Below are 18,623 nucleotides of genomic sequence, written 5' to 3' on the forward strand. Positions count from 1 at the left end.
GTGATTATTCCAACTATAAGAGGAGTGTGGCAATGACTTCCGCAAACGATCATTTTAGACAAGCTCAAAAAGGGGATACAGCCTCGCTTTATTGTTGGGTTGAGAGTGCTTTTCCTGACATGGGCCGCTTTGCTTATCAATTGGGTGTCCGCTACCCGACACTGCCAGAATTCCAAAAAACTAGTTTGCTAGAACTGCAAAAACACCTTGGACAACTTACGCCGGAACAAGCAAAAATCCAACTTTATCAGTTACTGATTCAACGCGTTTCAATACAGCCAATCCGAGGTGAAAGCACGGATCTTCCGATGATTCTTAGTTTTCAAGAAGATCAAGAACTGCACGACGAATTACAAAATTTACTACCGCCTCAGCGAGTGCCTATCGTTTTATTTTATTTTCATCATTTTTCGCTTCGTGACATAGCGGCCATACTAGAGATTTCAGAGCAACAAGTACAGCAAGCTATTGATGAGGGACTGCGTACGATTCGGCTTACGATGAATTTAAATGAAACGCAATTGGTGCAAAGGTTGACCATGCTCCAGAAATCTTATCAACGTTTTGTCCCACTATCACCAATAGAACTAGATATTCAGCGGTCAGATGAAGAAACACTAAATCTAGAAAGTGTAAAAACGTCTTCCACACCGCAGCCACTGAGCAAAAAATCAGCGATGTTTCTTGGGACTGCAGGTCTTTTTCTAGCGCTCGTCATCGGCATCAGTTTTACTGTAAACGACCAACAAGCAAAAACTTCAGGCGCAACAGAACTCGAACAATCTGAAATAGTGACTGATAAGATGATGACGGATTGGCAGTCGCAATACGACACCATTAAGAAAACAGCTCCCGAACGTTTAGGAATGACGCCGCAACAGTTTGAACAATTAGCATACGTTAAACAGGCAGACGCTGAAATGGAGCGGGTTTTCAGCGATAACATGCAAAAGTCATTAAAAGACGATCCCATTCACATGCAAGTTGTTGTCGATCGTCTTTTTAGGAAGATTGAAACACCGAGAGGAATGGTTGACTCTTTAGCTGGTCCGAACCCAATGTTAAGCACTGAAACGGAAGATTTTTTATTGGATTATGCAGCGAAAACGGATGAATTACGTTTGTTTGTAGACAACCTGCTCCTAAAATACCAACAAGAGTTAGAGTCAACGATTGTGATGGATCAATTGTCACCCGAAAAACTGTTAGCACAAGCTAGTAGTTATCCGGAAGAATTACGTTTAGTTGTAGAGGCATTACCAGAATATAATTTAACGCCAATTGCCCACCCGAAAAATAGTTATTTTAGAACGGTTCGAAATGTCGACAATCTTACGCAACAGCAACCTGTTATGGGAGATCTGCACGCCGGGCAATATTTGCATTTACTTAGCAGTGAACCTTATTTTGATAATAGTGGTTTTTTGCTACCTCTTGAAAGCATTCCTTATCATTTGTTTGCTATGGAAGCGGCATTGCTTGAAGAGGGACCAAGTTCGGCTTTGTTAAGTAGCATCGAAATTGCTTATCAGCAAATTTTTTGGCAATTAGTTAAGGGCAGCGACAATTCGCCGGTCTTTGATGAGCCAGGAAAAGTGAAAATGGATTACCGAATTGCCTGGAGTAGTATCGCTTCTTCTAATCCGATGGCGTTTATCATGCTGCCCATTTTAAAAGAAATGGAAGCGAGCGATTGGACCACTTCGACAATCTATGACGAATTAGAGTTTCATCATGTGATGGATGCGTTAGCGATGGAAAAGTCAGGCGAATTGGCCAACAAATTACCCAATGGCAACTTAAAGCTTGAAGACGAATTTGTTGATTTGAAAGATTTTGATTACAGTCGCATCCAATCTTTGTATGAATCATTTGAAGCGTCCTATGATTTACAGCTTTTATCAGGTGTATCGCCGTTGGATGTCTTGTTTATGTATCACTATGCCAACAAACAAGAAGATGCAACCACGCAATGGCACCTGTTAGCGGACAGTCCGTCAAAGCCAACACTTGAAACATTCATTAAAGAGTGGAGGAAAATTCCTGAGCTGACGAAAACAGCGAGATGGGTTGAACTTTCTAATAGTTCATATACACAAAGAGTAAAAGACAAGGTTTATATATATCCGGGAATTGACATGTATGAGTTTGATGAACAATTGGATCTACTGTTGGTTACAGAAAAAGATCAAATTTGGCAAATCGACTATCGCCAATATGAAAGTTACGATTTGCAAGGAGAAGATCAACAATTCAATCAAGCCGTTGAGTCTTTGTATGCATCGTTTGCTACTGATTTCCAAGCACAACTTCTAACGGAGGCTAAGCCAGCCGAAGTTGCAGCCATGTTTTTCAAGGCTGTTGAAAATGAAGACGTTCCAATGATGAAAAAATTGATGATAGAAACCCATTTGACTGATGAAGAGTTTGTCGATTTATTAGCATTGAAAAATTTCCGGCCATTTTCTGAATTGGCACAATTGACATTTAGGAGCCATTTTACTCCAAATCATCCACTGGGACGTGGAGGGACAGTGGAAATACAATACTATACAACGGCACAGGGAAATCTGTTTCCTGAAATGTTTAACATGGATAAAACCAAAGATGGCTGGCGAATGTCGAATATAAATGAATACTGATTTTGCTCCCAGCATATAGTTGTGCTATAATATACAGATGCCAATAGGTGTACAGGACAATTAGATATGACTAGGAGCGGGTAAACATGACAAAAACATACCAAACAGGCGATAAGGTTTCAGGTAAAGTTACAGGAATCCAGCCATACGGCGCATTCGTAGCTTTAGACGATCAAACACAAGGTTTGGTCCACATTTCAGAAATCACTCACGGTTACGTAAAAGAAGTTAGTGAGTATTTGGCAGTAGGACAAGAAGTTGACGTGAAAGTATTGGAAGTTGATGAAAAATCTAAAAAAATCAGCTTGTCAATCCGTGCACTTCAAGAGCAGCCAGTAGCAGCTCAAAAAACTGAAAAACCAAAACAATCTCTTCAGTCACATGTGAACGAAAGTGATTCTGAAGGATTTAACTCTTTGAAGGAAAAAATGGAAGAGTGGATCAAGCGTTCTGGTCAACAGTAATAAACAAAAAACGAAGCACAGACATCATGTCTGTGCTTCGTTTTTCTTGATTTTACGTAGACGGTACTGCAAATTTTGACGGCTCATGCCAAGAGCGGCAGCGGCTTTTGTCACATTGCCACTATGTAAATCCATCGCTTTTTGCAAATAATACATTTCCGCTTCAAACAAATAATCCTCAAGTGGTAGCAACTCTGTGGTGGATTGAACAATAAAATCTTCAGGATTTTGTGCGCCGTTCAAATTGGTCTTTAGTTTAAAGTGATAAGGCAGCATGTCTACAGTTATAATTTCTTGTGTTGTTAGCATCGACGTTATTTCATCGAGCAGCACTTCAAGTTCTTTTAAATTTCCTGGCCAGTCATAAGCATGAAGCAAATCAGTCACTTCTAAATCCAATCCGCGAACAACCGAACCTACTTTCATTCGGTGACGAGAAAAATAATCGTCAACAAACGGCAAAATGTCCTCTTTCCGTGAACGCAGCGGTTCTACTTTAATGGTCATCGACGAAAAGAAATAATACAAATCCTTCAGCAACTTGTGTGAAGTAATCAATTCAACCGGATCTTCACCAACACTCGCAATAAAATAGGTATTTCCTCGTGAACGTTCTTCAGCCATAATCAATAACTGCTCTTGCAAAGACAAAGGCAACAAATCAATTCGTTCACAGTAAATCGTTCCATCGCCCATTTTTTTAATATCTTCGCCTAATTGATCGATGATGGTACCATCTGTTCCATGACAGTACAGCGTATACATCTGTCTAACCGAAGACTGTGCCCAGTGAATAGCCTCGGCAATTAGTTCCTTACCAGTCCCTGATTCTCCTACAAGAAGAACAGGTAATTTAGCGGTAGCGGCTTTTTCGGCAGTATCAATCACTTTTCTCATACTCTTAGAAACAGCAGTAATTGCCGAGAAAGTAATAGGCTCATCGTATTTTCTTAAAGGTTGATAAATTACTTTTTCAAGTGTAGTGACGTCACGTGATAATTCGATTGCCCCAATTAATGCATCTCCCTCAACTACCGGGTAAGTATCATTTATCGTCGTAATTTCTTGCCCTTTTCGGTTCCAATACGTTTGTTTGACGTTGAAAACAGGCGTGCCACTTTGCAAAACTTGGAGTAACGTACTCTCATGTTGATCAAAACGAAACATTTCAAGCAGTGAACGATCGGCAAGTTCTTCGAAATCGAATCCTTCAATTTCACGCATCTTTTTATTATATAAAATAGTTTTACCTTTCATATCTATGGCATGAATACCAATAGCCACGTGCTCTCCAGCAAATTTATAGAACGGGGATAAGTCGATGTTTTCAGTCTTCAAAACGCTCACTCCAAAATTATTTTGATTTTTTAAACGAAAACACTTGAATTATGCAACAATCTTTTGCATTATTATAAGTGGAAACAGTTTGAAAGTGCAAATTTTTTTTGCGCTTACTTAAAACTCAAGGAGGATTTACATGATTCCCTACAAACACGAACCATTCACAGATTTCTCAGTTGACCAAAATCGCAAAGACTACCTAGAGGGCTTGAAAACAGTTGAAGCTTATCTTGGACAAGACTATCCGTTAATTATTGGTGGAGAACGCATCACTACTGAAGATAAAATTATTTCATTCAACCCTTCAAACAAAGAAGAATTGATTGGTCGAGTATCAAAATCAAACAAAGAACTAGCTGAGAAAGCGATGCAAGCAGCTGACGAAGCATTTAAAACGTGGAAAAAAGTAAAACCAGAAATTCGCGCTGACGTTTTGATGAGAGCAGCTGCAATTGTGCGTCGTCGCAAACACGAATTCTCAGCACTTTTGACTAAAGAAGCAGGTAAGCCTTGGAACGAAGCAGATGCTGATACAGCTGAAGCAATTGATTTCATGGAATACTATGCGCGCCAAATGCTACGTCTGAAAGACGGCATGCATGTAGAAAGCCGTCCGGGCGAAGACAACCGTTATGACTACATTCCTTTAGGTGTAGGCGTTGTAATCTCACCTTGGAACTTTGCTTTTGCAATTATGGCTGGAACGGCTGTTGCAGCGATGGTAGCAGGTAACACTGTACTATTGAAGCCAGCTTCAACAACTCCAGTGGTTGCTTACAAATTCATTGAAGTTCTTGAAGAAGCAGGTATGCCTGCAGGTGTTGTTAACTTTATTCCTGGACCAGGATCTGAAGTTGGCGACTACTTAGTTGATCACCCGAACACTCGCTTTATCTCGTTCACAGGCTCAAAAGAAGTGGGTCTTCGCATTGCAGAACGTTCTGCTAAAGTGAACGAAGGACAAATTTGGATGAAACGCTTGATCGCTGAAATGGGCGGCAAAAACACAATGGTCGTAGATAAAGAAGCAGACCTTGAACTTGCAGCACAATCAATTGTAAAATCAGCATTCGGCTTTAGTGGACAAAAATGTTCTGCTGGATCACGTGCAGTCATCGTTGAAGATGTATACGATACAGTTCTTGAACGCGTTATCGAATTGACAAAAGAATTGACGATTGGTGACCCAACTGATCAATCAAACTATATGGGCCCAGTTATCGACGGCAACTCGTACGATAAAATCATGAGCTATATTGAAATTGGGAAACAAGAGGGACGTCTTGTAGCTGGTGGAGACGGAGACAATTCTAAAGGTTTCTTCGTAAACCCAACTGTCTTTGCTGATCTTGATCCACAAGCACGTATCATGCAAGAAGAAATCTTTGGTCCAGTGGTGGGTCTAACGAAAGCAAAAGATTTCGATCATGCAATTGAAATTGCAAACAACACAGAATACGGCTTGACTGGTGCAGTAATTACAAACAACCGTGCTAACCTTGAAAAAGCGCGTGAAGATTTCCACGTAGGTAACTTATACTTTAACCGCGGCTGCACAGGCGCAATCGTAGGATATCAGTCATTCGGTGGATTCAACATGTCTGGAACTGATTCAAAAGCAGGCGGACCTGATTACATCGGTCTTCATATGCAAGCAAAAACTACTTCTGAAATGTATTAATCTATAACCAAAGGGTATGATCATTCATTAAAAGGCGGACGACTGTCTGCCTTTTTTTAAAAGGAGGAAATTACATGACACAGACACAAACAATCATTGAACAAACAGAAAAATACGGGGCTAATAACTACCATCCGCTACCAATCGTTATTACAGAAGCAGAAGGTGTTTGGGTAAAAGATCCAGAAGGCAATAAATTCATGGATATGCTGTCAGCGTATTCAGCTGTAAACCAAGGGCACCGTCACCCGAAAATTATTCAAGCATTAAAAGATCAAGCGGACCGTGTTACATTGACTTCACGCGCATTCCACAATGATAAATTAGCTCCTTGGTATGAAATGATTTGCGATATTTCTGGTAAGGAAATGGCGTTGCCGATGAACACTGGTGCGGAAGCAGTTGAGACCGCTTTCAAAGCTGCGCGTCGTTGGGCGTATGATGTAAAAGGCGTTGCAGAAAATCAAGCAGAAGTTATTGCGTGTGACGGAAACTTCCATGGCCGAACAATGACAGCTGTTTCATTATCTTCGGATCCTGAATACCGTAAAGGCTTCGGACCAATGCTTCCGGGTATCAACTTAATTCCTTTTGGTGATTTAGAAGCATTGAAAAATGCTATTACACCAAATACAGCTGCTTTCTTAATCGAACCAATTCAAGGTGAAGCTGGAATTATCATGCCACCAAAAGGCTTCTTAAAAGCTGCGAGAGAACTTTGTCGTGAAAATAATGTGTTGTTTATTGCTGACGAAATTCAGTGTGGACTTGCTCGTACAGGTAAAATGTTTGCTTGCGAATGGGAAGATGTAAACCCGGACATGTACATTTTAGGTAAAGCACTTGGGGGCGGAGTATTCCCAATTTCATGTGTGGTAGCTGACAAAGACATTCTTGGTGTATTCAATCCAGGATCACACGGTTCTACTTTTGGTGGCAATCCGCTTGCGTGTGCAGTTTCAGTAGCTTCTTTAGAAGTATTGCTTGATGAAAAACTTTCTGAGCGCTCTCAAGAACTAGGTGAATATTTCATGGGCAAATTGCGTGAAATCAAACACCCTTCTGTTAAAGAAGTTAGAGGTCGCGGATTGTTCATCGGTATGGAATTGACTGAAGCAGCAAGACCATATTGTGAACAACTAAAAGAGTTAGGTCTTTTATGCAAAGAAACACATGATACGGTTATCCGTTTTGCACCGCCACTAATTATTTCAAAAGAAGAATTGGATTGGGCGATTGAACGCATTCAAAAAGTATTCGCTAATTAATTTCTGCATGGCACACAAATCTTGACATGTGTTACACTAGAATATGAGTAAATATTAAATATAAAGAGGCGAACTAATACAATGGCTGAAAACTTGAACTTGTTGACGTCTACACAGAATGTTATTAAAACTGCATTAGATAAGCTTGGCTACGAAGATGCGATGTACGAACTTCTAAAAGAACCAATGCGGCTTTTAGAAGTACGCATTCCAGTGCGTATGGATGACGGCAAAACAAAAGTCTTTACAGGTTACCGCGCTCAACACAGTGATGCAGTTGGACCGACAAAAGGTGGAGTCCGTTTTCATCCGGATGTAAATCGTGATGAAGTAATTGCTTTATCAATGTGGATGACATTAAAATGTGGAATTGTGGAATTGCCTTATGGCGGAGCGAAGGGTGGCATCATTTGCGACCCACGTGAAATGTCCATGCACGAGATTGAGAAATTGAGTCGTGGATACGTTCGCGCGATTAGTCAAATTGTTGGGCCGAACAAAGATATTCCAGCACCAGATGTATTCACCAACTCACAGATTATGGCTTGGATGTACGACGAATACAGCAAAATCGATGAGTATAACTCCCCTGGTTTTATTACAGGTAAGCCAATTGTTCTTGGTGGATCTCAAGGCCGGGACAAAGCGACTGCACAAGGAGTTACTATCTGTATTAACGAAGCTGCGAAAAAACGCGGCCTAAATATGCAAGGGGCACGTGTTGTCATTCAAGGTTTTGGTAATGCAGGAAGTTTCTTAGCGAAATTCCTTCACGACGCTGGAGCAAAAGTAATTGGAATTTCAGATGCTTACGGTGCCTTGCATGATCCGGATGGCTTAGATATTGATTATTTATTGGACCGTCGTGATAGTTTCGGTACGGTTACAACTTTATTTGATAACACCATCACAAACAAAGAGTTGTTTGAATTAGATTGCGATATTTTGGTACCGGCAGCGATTGCTAATCAAATTACGGTAGAAAATGCGAATAACATTAAAGCTTCTATTGTGGTTGAAGCAGCAAACGGTCCTACGACTGCTGAAGCTACTAAAATTTTGACAGAACGCGGAATCCTTTTGGTGCCTGACGTTTTAGCAAGTTCTGGTGGAGTTACGGTTTCTTACTTTGAATGGGTGCAAAATAACCAAGGTTATTATTGGACACAAGAAGAAGTGGACGAAAAGCTTAACAAAAAGCTAATTGATGCATTTGAAAATGTTTATAATGTCGCTACTACGCGTAATATCGATATGCGTTTAGCTGCTTACATGGTCGGTGCTCGTAGAACTGCTGAAGCTTCACGCTTCCGTGGATGGGTATAAGATATGAAAAAACCGCCTGGAATCCTTTCCAGGCGGTTTTTTAGTCTCAATCTTTTGCTTTTTTCTATAAGAGACTACATACTATTATTTGAATAGAGGAGGATGATTGGATGAACGCATTTTCATTTTATAACCCAGTAAAACTTATTTTTGGTCAAGGCCAACTTGAAGCAGTTAAGGAAGAATTACCTAAATTTGGTAAAAAAGTTCTACTTGTATATGGTGGAGGCAGTATTAAAAAGAACGGACTCTACGATGAAGTGATTAAAACTTTGGCTGAAGCGAAACTTGAAGTTTTTGAACTAGCGGGAGTTGAGCCAAATCCACGTATTTCGACTGCTAAAAAAGGAATCGAAATTTGCAAAACAGAAGGCATCGATATGCTATTAGCAGTTGGAGGCGGTTCAGTTATTGACTGCACGAAACTGATTGCTTGCGGCGCTAAATACGACGGCGATGCATGGGATTTAGTATCTCGCAAAGCACAGCCACAAGAAGCGCTGCCATTTGGTACAGTTTTGACAATTGCTGCTACTGGTTCAGAGATGAACGCAGGTTCAGTTATTACGAATGAAGAAACACAAGAAAAATACGGCTGGGGAAGCCCGTTGTCATTCCCGCAATTTTCAATTCTAGATCCAACTTACACATTGTCAGTGCCGGAAAACCATACGGTCTACGGAATTGTTGATATGATGTCTCATATTTTCGAGCAATACTTTAACGATGCGACGAGCACACCGGTTCAAGATCGTATGTGTGAAGGTGTATTAAAAGCGGTAATTGAAACTGCACCAAAATTAATGGAAGATCTTCAAAGTTATGAACACCGCGAAACAATCATGTTCGCAGGAACAATGGCATTGAACAAATTCCTTGAAATGGGCTATAGAGGAGACTGGGGTTCGCATAACATTGAACATGCAGTGTCTGCAGTTTATGACATTCCACATGCTGGTGGATTGGCAATTTTATTCCCGCAATGGATGCGTCATAACGTAAACGTAAATCCAGCTCGCTTTGCTCAAATGGCAGTTCGTGTCTTTGACGTAGATTCAGCAGGTAAGTCTGAGGAAGAAATCGCTTATGAAGGAATCGATCGCGTATCTGCATTCTGGACTTCATTAGGAGCACCAACTCGTTTGGACTACTACGACATCGATGATTCAAAAATTGATGCAATGGTAGAGAAAGCGATGGTCTATGGAGAATTCGGTAACTTTGCAAAACTAAAAGATGAAGATGTGAAAGAAATTTTACAAGCATCACTATAAGAAAAGGATTGGCGCTGAGCGCCAATCCTTTTTTAATTTGGATTAAGTTTTTTTGGTCGTTTACTTAAATGCTTCCAATGTGTTTCACCATCATCTGCATCGAGAGAAACAATGACGTCGTCAACACTTGGTTGGCTGAGGATAAGCTCGGCTAAACGCTCTTGTAAAGCATCGGCCTGTATCACGTTTAAATTTGGATCAACTTCAATTTTAGTTTCAACATGAAGAAATTCTCCTTCTTTAACAACTTCTAACTCTTGAATGTCTCGAACATCTGAATGATCACTCAACAAGTGTGCAATATGGTTTACCATATGTTCGTCCGTTTCACCAATGGCGCCACGTGCGTTATCCATGAAAACTTTTGCGACAACATAGAACATCATAAAGCCAATCGCAATAGACGCAGCACCTTCGACTTGAAGAAAGCCAGTGTAATGCGCGATTAATACAGCGGTTAAGGCAAGGACCCCACCTGCAGTTGCAACCAAATCTTCTAAAAACACTAATTTAGTTGCAGGCTTCGCTCGATTCAAGTGAGAAAAACTTGTAGTCAAGGGAGCTAGAGCTCCACCTTTAACGCCTGCTTCGTGAAGGATTTCTTTTCCGGCTTTATAAAGAACAAAAAATTCAAGAATGATTGCGATGGATAATACCACAACACTGATGATGAATCCTTCTGCTTCGACTGGTTTTGTCATTTGATGCCAGCCTTCGATAATAGTTTCATATGCCATGATTCCAACAATCAAGACGGCACCTAAGAGAACGATGTTCAATAGACGCCCGAAACCATTTGGAAATTGCTTGGTCGGCGCCTTCTTAGAGAGTGCAGAGCCAATAAAAACGAAATACTGGTTCGCTGCGTCTCCGATAGAGTGCATTGTTTCAGCGAACATGGCGACATTCCCTGTGAAGAAAAACGCCACACCTTTCATAATTGCGATAAACGTATTAATGACTGCTGCCGTCAAAGACGGCTTATTGCCATTTTTCAATAATCCGAAAAACTCTTTCATAAAAATCCTCCTCGGTCAAATTAATTCGATTTCAACATGCACAACATTTTTCATGTCTGATATTTCTTGGTACAAATCAATGGTGTCTTTGTCGTGAGGGACAGACATACGAATCCGAAGTTCATGAAAGAAAGAAGAACCTACTTCATCTGAGTAGGCGATTGAAATGCTTTCGATCACGGACCCATTTATTTTTAATTCATTTAGCACCTCCCGTATGGATGTTCGATCAGTGACAACTACCTTTAAATTTGCTTCAACCATCTTCAAACGTTTTGGCCCAAACTTAAAAAGTAGGTGAGGCAAAACTTCTATTCCAATCAGGACGAGTAAGACCGCAGTTACGGCTTCGATATAAAAGCCAGCAGCAACTGCAATCCCAATTCCTCCAGCTCCCCAAATCATGGCCGCAGTCGTAAGTCCTGAAATAGAATCGTTGCCACGTTTTAAAATTACGCCAGCCCCTAAAAAACCAATACCTGAAACAATCTGTGCGGCAAGACGCAAGGGATCCATTGTAATATTAACATTAGCATACTCGCTACCTTGTGCAATATAGGCAGATTCAATCGAGATGATGGTTAGTAAACAACTGAACGTAGAGATAACGATACTCGTTTTTAATCCGACAGGCTTTCTTTTTAATTCCCTTTCCAGTCCGATTGCTAAACTTAAGAGAGCGGCTATGACAAGTTTAAAGAAAGTTTCATATGAAGAAATTTGCATTGCGCTGAAAAACTCCATAAAAAAACCTCCATTTTTTTGTCTTGTATTGATTCTCTTTAGCGAACGTGGCAAACTTGTTAAGTGTGTCGTCGGTGAAGTTAATATAGAAGAAGAGGTGTAGGTATGGAAAAACCGGCTATTCATCCATATATCCCTATTATGATAGGAGTATTCTCAGTAGCGTTATCGGCTATTTTTGTTAAGATGACATCTGCCGATTCAGGAGTGACAGCTTTTTACCGGATGTTGTTTTCGGTGTTGATCATGAGCCCAGTCTTCTTTTTAAAATATACCCACGAAATCAAAAAGCTAAGCAAAAGAGATTGGGTTTTTGCGTCAATTGCGGGTGTGTTTTTATCTTTTCACTTTATTTTATGGTTTGAATCGCTTAATTATACGTCAGTTGCAAGCTCGACTGTCCTTGTAACCTTGCAACCGCTGTTCGCTTTTGCTGGTACATACTTCTTCTTTAAAGAGAAAGTATCTATTAAGACGCTTATTGCGGGAGCTATTGCAATTGCGGGAAGTGTTTTAATTGGCTACGGTGATTTCAAAGTGAGTGGAAGTGCTCTTTACGGAGATTTGTTGGCTTTAATAGCTTGTGCTTTAATTACGGCATATTTATTATTTGGTCAAGATGTCAGAAAGAGGTTATCACTGGTCACGTATACATTTGTGGTTTACGGAGTTAGCACAATAACATTATTCTTCTATATTGTATTCAAAGGAGAATCTTTTGGTCCTTACCCAGCCTCTGAGTGGATGTGGTTTTTGTTGTTAGCGATTATTCCGAATCTGTTAGGGCATACATTATTTAACTGGGCTTTAAAATGGGTAAGCACGAATGTTATATCAATTGCTATTCTTTTTGAGCCGATAGGAGCAGCTATACTAGCGTATTTCATACTCGGAGAATATTTAAGTGTATCTCAAATTGTTGGTGGAAGTGTAGTGTTAGCGGGGATAACGCTATTCGTTGCAGACTACCAAAAAATTAAAATGTACTTTTTAAAAATAAAGGCTTGATTTTTTGCTCGTGGCGGTTTATATTTATATATGTCCTTAAGACAACTCGTAAAAATATTTTGAAATAGTATTGACAACGAAGTTGGGATGAGATATATTAATTAAGTCGCCAATGAGCGCGGCTAAAAAAACAACAACTTGAACCTTGAAAACTGAACAGCAAAACGTCAACGAAAGACGTCACGAGCACTTCGGTGCGAGAACGGCTTTTGCGAAGGTTGCCTTTGGCAACCAGAGCAAAGTTGTTTTCCTTCTCGGTGTTCGTGACGACAACTTACTGATCAGCATTGAGCAGATCAAAGCGAATCGTGCGTCTTCGGACGGCGATACGCCAGCAGTATTGAGCAATCAACACTACTCTATAATGGAGAGTTTGATCCTGGCTCAGGACGAACGCTGGCGGCGTGCCTAATACATGCAAGTCGAGCGGAACTTTGGGAGCTTGCTCCCATTGTTTAGCGGCGGACGGGTGAGTAACACGTGGGCAACCTGCCCTGCAGATCGGGATAACTCCGGGAAACCGGTGCTAATACCGAATAGTTTGCGGCCTCTCCTGAGGCTGCACGGAAAGACGGTTTCGGCTGTCACTGCAGGATGGGCCCGCGGCGCATTAGCTAGTTGGTGGGGTAATGGCCTACCAAGGCGACGATGCGTAGCCGACCTGAGAGGGTGATCGGCCACACTGGGACTGAGACACGGCCCAGACTCCTACGGGAGGCAGCAGTAGGGAATCTTCCGCAATGGACGAAAGTCTGACGGAGCAACGCCGCGTGAGTGACGAAGGTTTTCGGATCGTAAAACTCTGTTGTGAGGGAAGAACAAGTACCAAGTAACTACTGGTACCTTGACGGTACCTCACCAGAAAGCCACGGCTAACTACGTGCCAGCAGCCGCGGTAATACGTAGGTGGCAAGCGTTGTCCGGAATTATTGGGCGTAAAGCGCGCGCAGGCGGTTCTTTAAGTCCGATGTGAAAGCCCACGGCTCAACCGTGGAGGGTCATTGGAAACTGGGGAACTTGAGTGCAGAAGAGGAAAGTGGAATTCCATGTGTAGCGGTGAAATGCGTAGAGATGTGGAGGAACACCAGTGGCGAAGGCGACTTTCTGGTCTGTAACTGACGCTGAGGCGCGAAAGCGTGGGGAGCAAACAGGATTAGATACCCTGGTAGTCCACGCCGTAAACGATGAGTGCTAAGTGTTAGGGGGTTTCCGCCCCTTAGTGCTGCAGCTAACGCATTAAGCACTCCGCCTGGGGAGTACGGCCGCAAGGCTGAAACTCAAAGGAATTGACGGGGGCCCGCACAAGCGGTGGAGCATGTGGTTTAATTCGAAGCAACGCGAAGAACCTTACCAGGTCTTGACATCCCACTGACCGGTGTAGAGATACACTTTTCCCTTCGGGGACAGTGGTGACAGGTGGTGCATGGTTGTCGTCAGCTCGTGTCGTGAGATGTTGGGTTAAGTCCCGCAACGAGCGCAACCCTTGATCTTAGTTGCCAGCATTCAGTTGGGCACTCTAAGGTGACTGCCGGTGACAAACCGGAGGAAGGTGGGGATGACGTCAAATCATCATGCCCCTTATGACCTGGGCTACACACGTGCTACAATGGACGGTACAAAGGGCTGCAACCCCGCGAGGGCAAGCCAATCCCAGAAAACCGTTCTCAGTTCGGATTGCAGGCTGCAACTCGCCTGCATGAAGCCGGAATCGCTAGTAATCGTGGATCAGCATGCCACGGTGAATACGTTCCCGGGCCTTGTACACACCGCCCGTCACACCACGAGAGTTTGTAACACCCGAAGTCGGTGAGGTAACCCTTGTGGAGCCAGCCGCCGAAGGTGGGACAGATGATTGGGGTGAAGTCGTAACAAGGTAGCCGTATCGGAAGGTGCGGCTGGATCACCTCCTTTCTAAGGATAAATTCGGAACCGAGCTTGTCTCGGGGTTGACGTTTTGCGTTCAGTTTTGAAGGTTCACCTTCAGGCGGCAACGCCTTTTTTTGTGACTTTCAACCTTGTTCTTTGAAAACTGGATAAAACGACATTGAAACAAAGCAAGTAATTCAAGTACGCGTGACGATTTCGTCACAACTTTTTAATTAACCAGTGGTTAAGTTAGAAAGGGCGCACGGTGGATGCCTTGGCACTAGGAGCCGAAGAAGGACGGCACTAACACCGATATGCTTCGGGGAGCTGTAAGTGAGCTGTGATCCGGAGATTTCCGAATGGGGGAACCCACTGCCTTTAATCGGGTAGTATCCATGTGTGAATCTATAGCACATGAGAAGGCAGACCCAGGGAACTGAAACATCTAAGTACCTGGAGGAAGAGAAAGCAAATGCGATTCCCTGAGTAGCGGCGAGCGAAACGGGATCAGCCCAAACCAAGAGGCTTGCCTCTTGGGGTTGTAGGACACTCTATACGGAGTTACAAAAGATAGGATTAGGCGAAGCGACCTGGAACGGTCCGCCGCAGCGGGTAACAGCCCCGTAGCCGAAAACCCTATCCCTCCAGAGTGGATCCTGAGTACGGCGGAACACGTGAAATTCCGTCGGAATCTGGGAGGACCATCTCCCAAGGCTAAATACTTCCTAGTGACCGATAGTGAACCAGTACCGTGAGGGAAAGGTGAAAAGCACCCCGGAAGGGGAGTGAAATAGATCCTGAAACCGTGTGCCTACAAGTAGTCAAAGCCCGTTAATGGGTGATGGCGTGCCTTTTGTAGAATGAACCGGCGAGTTACGATTGCATGCAAGGTTAAGCTGAGAAGGCGGAGCCGCAGCGAAAGCGAGTCTGAATAGGGCGACAGAGTATGCAGTTGTAGACCCGAAACCAGGTGATCTACCCATGTCCAGGGTGAAGGTAAGGTAACACTTACTGGAGGCCCGAACCCACGCACGTTGAAAAGTGCGGGGATGAGGTGTGGGTAGCGGAGAAATTCCAATCGAACCTGGAGATAGCTGGTTCTCTCCGAAATAGCTTTAGGGCTAGCCTCAAGATTGAGAATCCTGGAGGTAGAGCACTGTTTGGACTAGGGGCCCATCCCGGGTTACCGAATTCAGACAAACTCCGAATGCCAGTGATTTATGCTTGGGAGTCAGACTGCGAGTGATAAGATCCGTAGTCAAGAGGGAAACAGCCCAGACCACCAGCTAAGGTCCCCAAATATCCGTTAAGTGGAAAAGGATGTGGCGTTGCTTAGACAACCAGGATGTTGGCTTAGAAGCAGCCATCATTTAAAGAGTGCGTAATAGCTCACTGGTCGAGTGACACTGCGCCGAAAATGTACCGGGGCTAAACGGATTACCGAAGCTGTGGATGGATCTCGTTAGAGATCCGTGGTAGGAGAGCGTTCTAAGGGCGTTGAAGTCAGACCGGAAGGACTGGTGGAGCGCTTAGAAGTGAGAATGCCGGTATGAGTAACGAAAGACGGGTGAGAATCCCGTCCACCGAATGCCTAAGGTTTCCTGAGGAAGGCTCGTCCGCTCAGGGTTAGTCGGGACCTAAGTCGAGGCCGATAGGCGTAGACGATGGACAACAGGTTGATATTCCTGTACCACCTCCCCGCCGTTTGAGCAATGGGGGGACGCAGAAGGATAAGGAGAGCGTGCCGTTGGTTGTGCACGTCCAAGCAGTGAGGCGTGAAATGAGGCAAATCCCATTTCTAATACGTTGAGCTGTGACGGCAAGAGGGTTTACCCTTGAGTCCCTGATTTCACACTGCCAAGAAAAGCCTCTAGCGAGGCGGGAGGTGCCCGTACCGCAAACCGACACAGGTAGGCGAGAAGAGAATTCTAAGGTGAGCGAGTGAACTCTCGTTAAGGAACTCGGCAAAATGACCCCGTAACTTCGGGAGAAGGGGTGCTCTGGTAGGGTGAATAGCCCGAGAGAGCCGCAGTGAATAGGCCCAGGCGACTGTTTAGCAAAAACACAGGTCTCTGCAAAACCGTAAGGTGACGTATAGGGGCTGACGCCTGCCCGGTGCTGGAAGGTTAAGAGGAGTGCTTAGCGCAAGCGAAGGTGCGAATTGAAGCCCCAGTAAACGGCGGCCGTAACTATAACGGTCCTAAGGTAGCGAAATTCCTTGTCGGGTAAGTTCCGACCCGCACGAAAGGCGTAACGATCTGGGCACTGTCTCAACGAGAGACTCGGTGAAATTATAGTACCTGTGAAGATGCAGGTTACCCGCGACAGGACGGAAAGACCCCGTGGAGCTTTACTGTAGCCTGATATTGAATTTTGGTGCAACTTGTACAGGATAGGTAGGAGCCTGAGATTCCGGAGCGCTAGCTTCGGAGGAGGCGTCAGTGGGATACTACCCTGGTTGTATTGAAATTCTAACCCACAAGCCTGATCGGCTTGGGAGACAGTGTCAGGCGGGCAGTTTGACTGGGGCGGTCGCCTCCTAAAGAGTAACGGAGGCGCCCAAAGGTTCCCTCAGAATGGTTGGAAATCATTCGTAGAGTGTAAAGGCAGAAGGGAGCTTGACTGCGAGACGTACAGGTCGAGCAGGGTCGAAAGACGGGCTTAGTGATCCGGTGGTTCCGCATGGAAGGGCCATCGCTCAACGGATAAAAGCTACCCCGGGGATAACAGGCTTATCTCCCCCAAGAGTCCACATCGACGGGGAGGTTTGGCACCTCGATGTCGGCTCATCGCATCCTGGGGCTGTAGTCGGTCCCAAGGGTTGGGCTGTTCGCCCATTAAAGCGGTACGCGAGCTGGGTTCAGAACGTCGTGAGACAGTTCGGTCCCTATCCGTCGCGGGCGCAGGAAATTTGAGAGGAGCTGTCCTTAGTACGAGAGGACCGGGATGGACACACCGCTGGTGTACCAGTTGTTCTGCCAAGGGCATCGCTGGGTAGCTATGTGTGGCCGGGATAAGTGCTGAAAGCATCTAAGCACGAAGCCCCCCTCAAGATGAGATTTCCCATTGCGCAAGCAAGTAAGATCCCTCAAAGACGATGAGGTAGATAGGTTCGAGGTGGAAGCGTAGCGATACGTGCAGCTGACGAATACTAATCGATCGAGGACTTAACCAACACACTGTATGCGAAAAACTTGCCTGTTTCACCTGTCGTTTATCCAGTTTTGAAAGAATAAGCCCAAGTTTTTGTAAAAAAAGCTTGAAAAAAACAGTACTACTGGTATAATAAATCTTGTCTTTCAAAACCAAATAGTCCAGTGATGATGGCAAAGAGGCCACACCCGTTCCCATCCCGAACACGGCAGTTAAGCTCTTTTGCGCCGATGGTAGTTGGGGGTTTCCCCCTGTGAGAGTAGGACGTCGCTGGGCAATATATCGGAGGATTAGCTCAGCTGGGAGAGCATCTGCCTTACAAGCAGAGGGTCGGCGGTTCGATCCCGTCATCCTCCACCATTATTTCTTTTGCCGGAGTAGCTCAGTTGGTAGAGCAACTGACTTGTAATCAGTAGGTCGAGGGTTCGACTCCTTTCTCCGGCACCACTTTTTCGAGCCATTAGCTCAGCTGGTAGAGCATCTGACTTTTAATCAGAGGGTCGAAGGTTCGAATCCTTCATGGCTCACCATTTTAATTTTATATTGCCACGCGGGTGTGGCGGAACTGGCAGACGCACTAGACTTAGGATCTAGCGCCTTCGGGCGTGGGGGTTCGACTCCCTTCACCCGCACCATTTTTGCGGAAGTAGTTCAGTGGTAGAACGCCACCTTGCCAAGGTGGAGGTCGCGAGTTCGAACCTCGTCTTCCGCTCCATATTTATTTGCACGTGATACCGACCCTTAGCCGGGGTGGCGGAACTGGCAGACGCACAGGACTTAAAATCCTGCGGTAGGTGACTACCGTACCGGTTCGATTCCGGTCCTCGGCACCATCTT

The 18,623-nt window shown here is 44.1% G+C and carries 10 protein-coding genes, 6 tRNA genes and 3 rRNA genes; 16 read left to right on the forward strand and 3 right to left on the reverse strand.

Going from position 1 to position 18,623, the window contains the following annotated elements; genetic code table 11:
• The first annotated feature begins 32 nt into the window (after positions 1-32).
• Both AJGP001_RS05900 and yugI read left to right on the forward strand, forming a co-directional pair.
• Positions 33-2,642: an RNA polymerase sigma factor gene (locus tag AJGP001_RS05900; RefSeq protein WP_071153802.1), complete on the forward strand. Its 2,610-nt coding sequence runs from the start codon at positions 33-35 to the stop codon at positions 2,640-2,642.
• 86 nt (positions 2,643-2,728) lie between these two features.
• Entirely contained in the window at positions 2,729-3,106 is a 378-nt protein-coding gene (yugI, locus tag AJGP001_RS05905; RefSeq protein ID WP_058385842.1) for a S1 domain-containing post-transcriptional regulator GSP13, read from the forward strand.
• A gap of 24 nt (positions 3,107-3,130) precedes the next feature.
• On the opposite strand, the gene AJGP001_RS05910 is transcribed toward yugI, so the two are convergent.
• Positions 3,131-4,444 (reverse strand): sigma 54-interacting transcriptional regulator, encoded by a 1,314-nt coding sequence (locus AJGP001_RS05910; protein ID WP_078080248.1) that lies wholly within the window; start codon positions 4,442-4,444, stop codon positions 3,131-3,133.
• A gap of 139 nt (positions 4,445-4,583) precedes the next feature.
• Here AJGP001_RS05910 and pruA point away from each other — a divergent pair, with 139 nt between their 5' ends.
• From pruA to AJGP001_RS05930, 4 genes are all read left to right on the forward strand, one after another.
• Positions 4,584-6,128: an L-glutamate gamma-semialdehyde dehydrogenase gene (gene pruA, locus AJGP001_RS05915; RefSeq protein WP_071153803.1), complete on the forward strand. Its 1,545-nt coding sequence runs from the start codon at positions 4,584-4,586 to the stop codon at positions 6,126-6,128.
• A 74-nt stretch (positions 6,129-6,202) separates the two neighbouring features.
• A complete protein-coding gene (locus tag AJGP001_RS05920) occupies positions 6,203-7,396 on the forward strand; it encodes an ornithine--oxo-acid transaminase (RefSeq protein ID WP_058385839.1) in 1,194 nt (397 codons plus the stop codon).
• Positions 7,397-7,477: 81 nt separating this feature from the next.
• Positions 7,478-8,722: a Glu/Leu/Phe/Val family dehydrogenase gene (locus tag AJGP001_RS05925; RefSeq protein WP_058385838.1), complete on the forward strand. Its 1,245-nt coding sequence runs from the start codon at positions 7,478-7,480 to the stop codon at positions 8,720-8,722.
• A 110-nt stretch (positions 8,723-8,832) separates the two neighbouring features.
• Positions 8,833-9,996, forward strand: a complete 1,164-nt coding sequence (locus AJGP001_RS05930) for an iron-containing alcohol dehydrogenase (RefSeq protein WP_071153804.1) — start codon at positions 8,833-8,835, stop codon at positions 9,994-9,996.
• A 32-nt stretch (positions 9,997-10,028) separates the two neighbouring features.
• Here the strand turns inward: AJGP001_RS05930 and AJGP001_RS05935 are convergent, their stop codons facing one another.
• The gene (locus AJGP001_RS05935; RefSeq protein ID WP_078080249.1) at positions 10,029-11,015 is read right to left on the reverse strand and encodes a cation diffusion facilitator family transporter; all 987 of its coding nucleotides are present in this window, start codon (positions 11,013-11,015) and stop codon (positions 10,029-10,031) included.
• Positions 11,016-11,030: 15 nt separating this feature from the next.
• Positions 11,031-11,759 carry an MgtC/SapB family protein gene (locus tag AJGP001_RS05940; RefSeq protein WP_058385835.1) on the reverse strand — a complete coding sequence of 243 codons (729 nt, stop codon included), beginning with the start codon at positions 11,757-11,759 and terminating at the stop codon, positions 11,031-11,033.
• 105 nt (positions 11,760-11,864) lie between these two features.
• On the opposite strand from AJGP001_RS05940, the gene AJGP001_RS05945 reads away from it, so the two are divergent.
• From AJGP001_RS05945 to AJGP001_RS05990, 10 genes are all read left to right on the forward strand, one after another.
• Positions 11,865-12,767 carry a DMT family transporter gene (locus tag AJGP001_RS05945; RefSeq protein ID WP_078080250.1) on the forward strand — a complete coding sequence of 301 codons (903 nt, stop codon included), beginning with the start codon at positions 11,865-11,867 and terminating at the stop codon, positions 12,765-12,767.
• 361 nt (positions 12,768-13,128) lie between these two features.
• Positions 13,129-14,678 (forward strand): 16S ribosomal RNA (locus tag AJGP001_RS05950).
• 197 nt (positions 14,679-14,875) lie between these two features.
• A 23S ribosomal RNA gene (locus AJGP001_RS05955) occupies positions 14,876-17,808 on the forward strand.
• A gap of 138 nt (positions 17,809-17,946) precedes the next feature.
• Positions 17,947-18,062: ribosomal RNA gene (rrf, locus tag AJGP001_RS05960) — 5S ribosomal RNA — on the forward strand.
• Together the 16S, 23S and 5S rRNA genes with 6 tRNA genes alongside form the textbook arrangement of a ribosomal RNA operon.
• Positions 18,063-18,070: 8 nt before the next feature.
• Positions 18,071-18,146: transfer RNA gene (locus tag AJGP001_RS05965), tRNA-Val, on the forward strand.
• Positions 18,147-18,157: 11 nt separating this feature from the next.
• A tRNA-Thr gene (locus tag AJGP001_RS05970) sits at positions 18,158-18,233 on the forward strand.
• 7 nt (positions 18,234-18,240) lie between these two features.
• Positions 18,241-18,316 (forward strand) — tRNA-Lys (locus AJGP001_RS05975).
• A 20-nt stretch (positions 18,317-18,336) separates the two neighbouring features.
• Positions 18,337-18,421, forward strand: a tRNA-Leu gene (locus tag AJGP001_RS05980).
• Positions 18,422-18,426: 5 nt separating this feature from the next.
• Positions 18,427-18,501 (forward strand) — tRNA-Gly (locus tag AJGP001_RS05985).
• A gap of 29 nt (positions 18,502-18,530) precedes the next feature.
• Positions 18,531-18,619, forward strand: a tRNA-Leu gene (locus tag AJGP001_RS05990).
• The last annotated feature ends 4 nt before the right edge of the window (positions 18,620-18,623 follow it).

Source organism: Planococcus faecalis, from assembly GCF_002009235.1.
In the GTDB taxonomy this organism is placed as follows: domain Bacteria; phylum Bacillota; class Bacilli; order Bacillales_A; family Planococcaceae; genus Planococcus; species Planococcus kocurii.

Bases quoted from the DNA above. Each gene is read 5' to 3' on its own strand.
- pruA (WP_071153803.1), top strand. From the start codon at position 4,584: ATGATTCCCTACAAACACGAACCATTCACAGATTTCTCAGTTGACCAA.
- AJGP001_RS05930 (WP_071153804.1), top strand. From the start codon at position 8,833: ATGAACGCATTTTCATTTTATAACCCAGTAAAACTTATTTTTGGTCAA.
- AJGP001_RS05900 (WP_071153802.1), top strand. From the start codon at position 33: ATGACTTCCGCAAACGATCATTTTAGACAAGCTCAAAAAGGGGATACA.
- AJGP001_RS05945 (WP_078080250.1), top strand. From the start codon at position 11,865: ATGGAAAAACCGGCTATTCATCCATATATCCCTATTATGATAGGAGTA.
- AJGP001_RS05940 (WP_058385835.1), bottom strand. From the start codon at position 11,759: ATGGAGTTTTTCAGCGCAATGCAAATTTCTTCATATGAAACTTTCTTT.
- AJGP001_RS05920 (WP_058385839.1), top strand. From the start codon at position 6,203: ATGACACAGACACAAACAATCATTGAACAAACAGAAAAATACGGGGCT.
- AJGP001_RS05935 (WP_078080249.1), bottom strand. From the start codon at position 11,015: ATGAAAGAGTTTTTCGGATTATTGAAAAATGGCAATAAGCCGTCTTTG.
- yugI (WP_058385842.1), top strand. From the start codon at position 2,729: ATGACAAAAACATACCAAACAGGCGATAAGGTTTCAGGTAAAGTTACA.
- AJGP001_RS05925 (WP_058385838.1), top strand. From the start codon at position 7,478: ATGGCTGAAAACTTGAACTTGTTGACGTCTACACAGAATGTTATTAAA.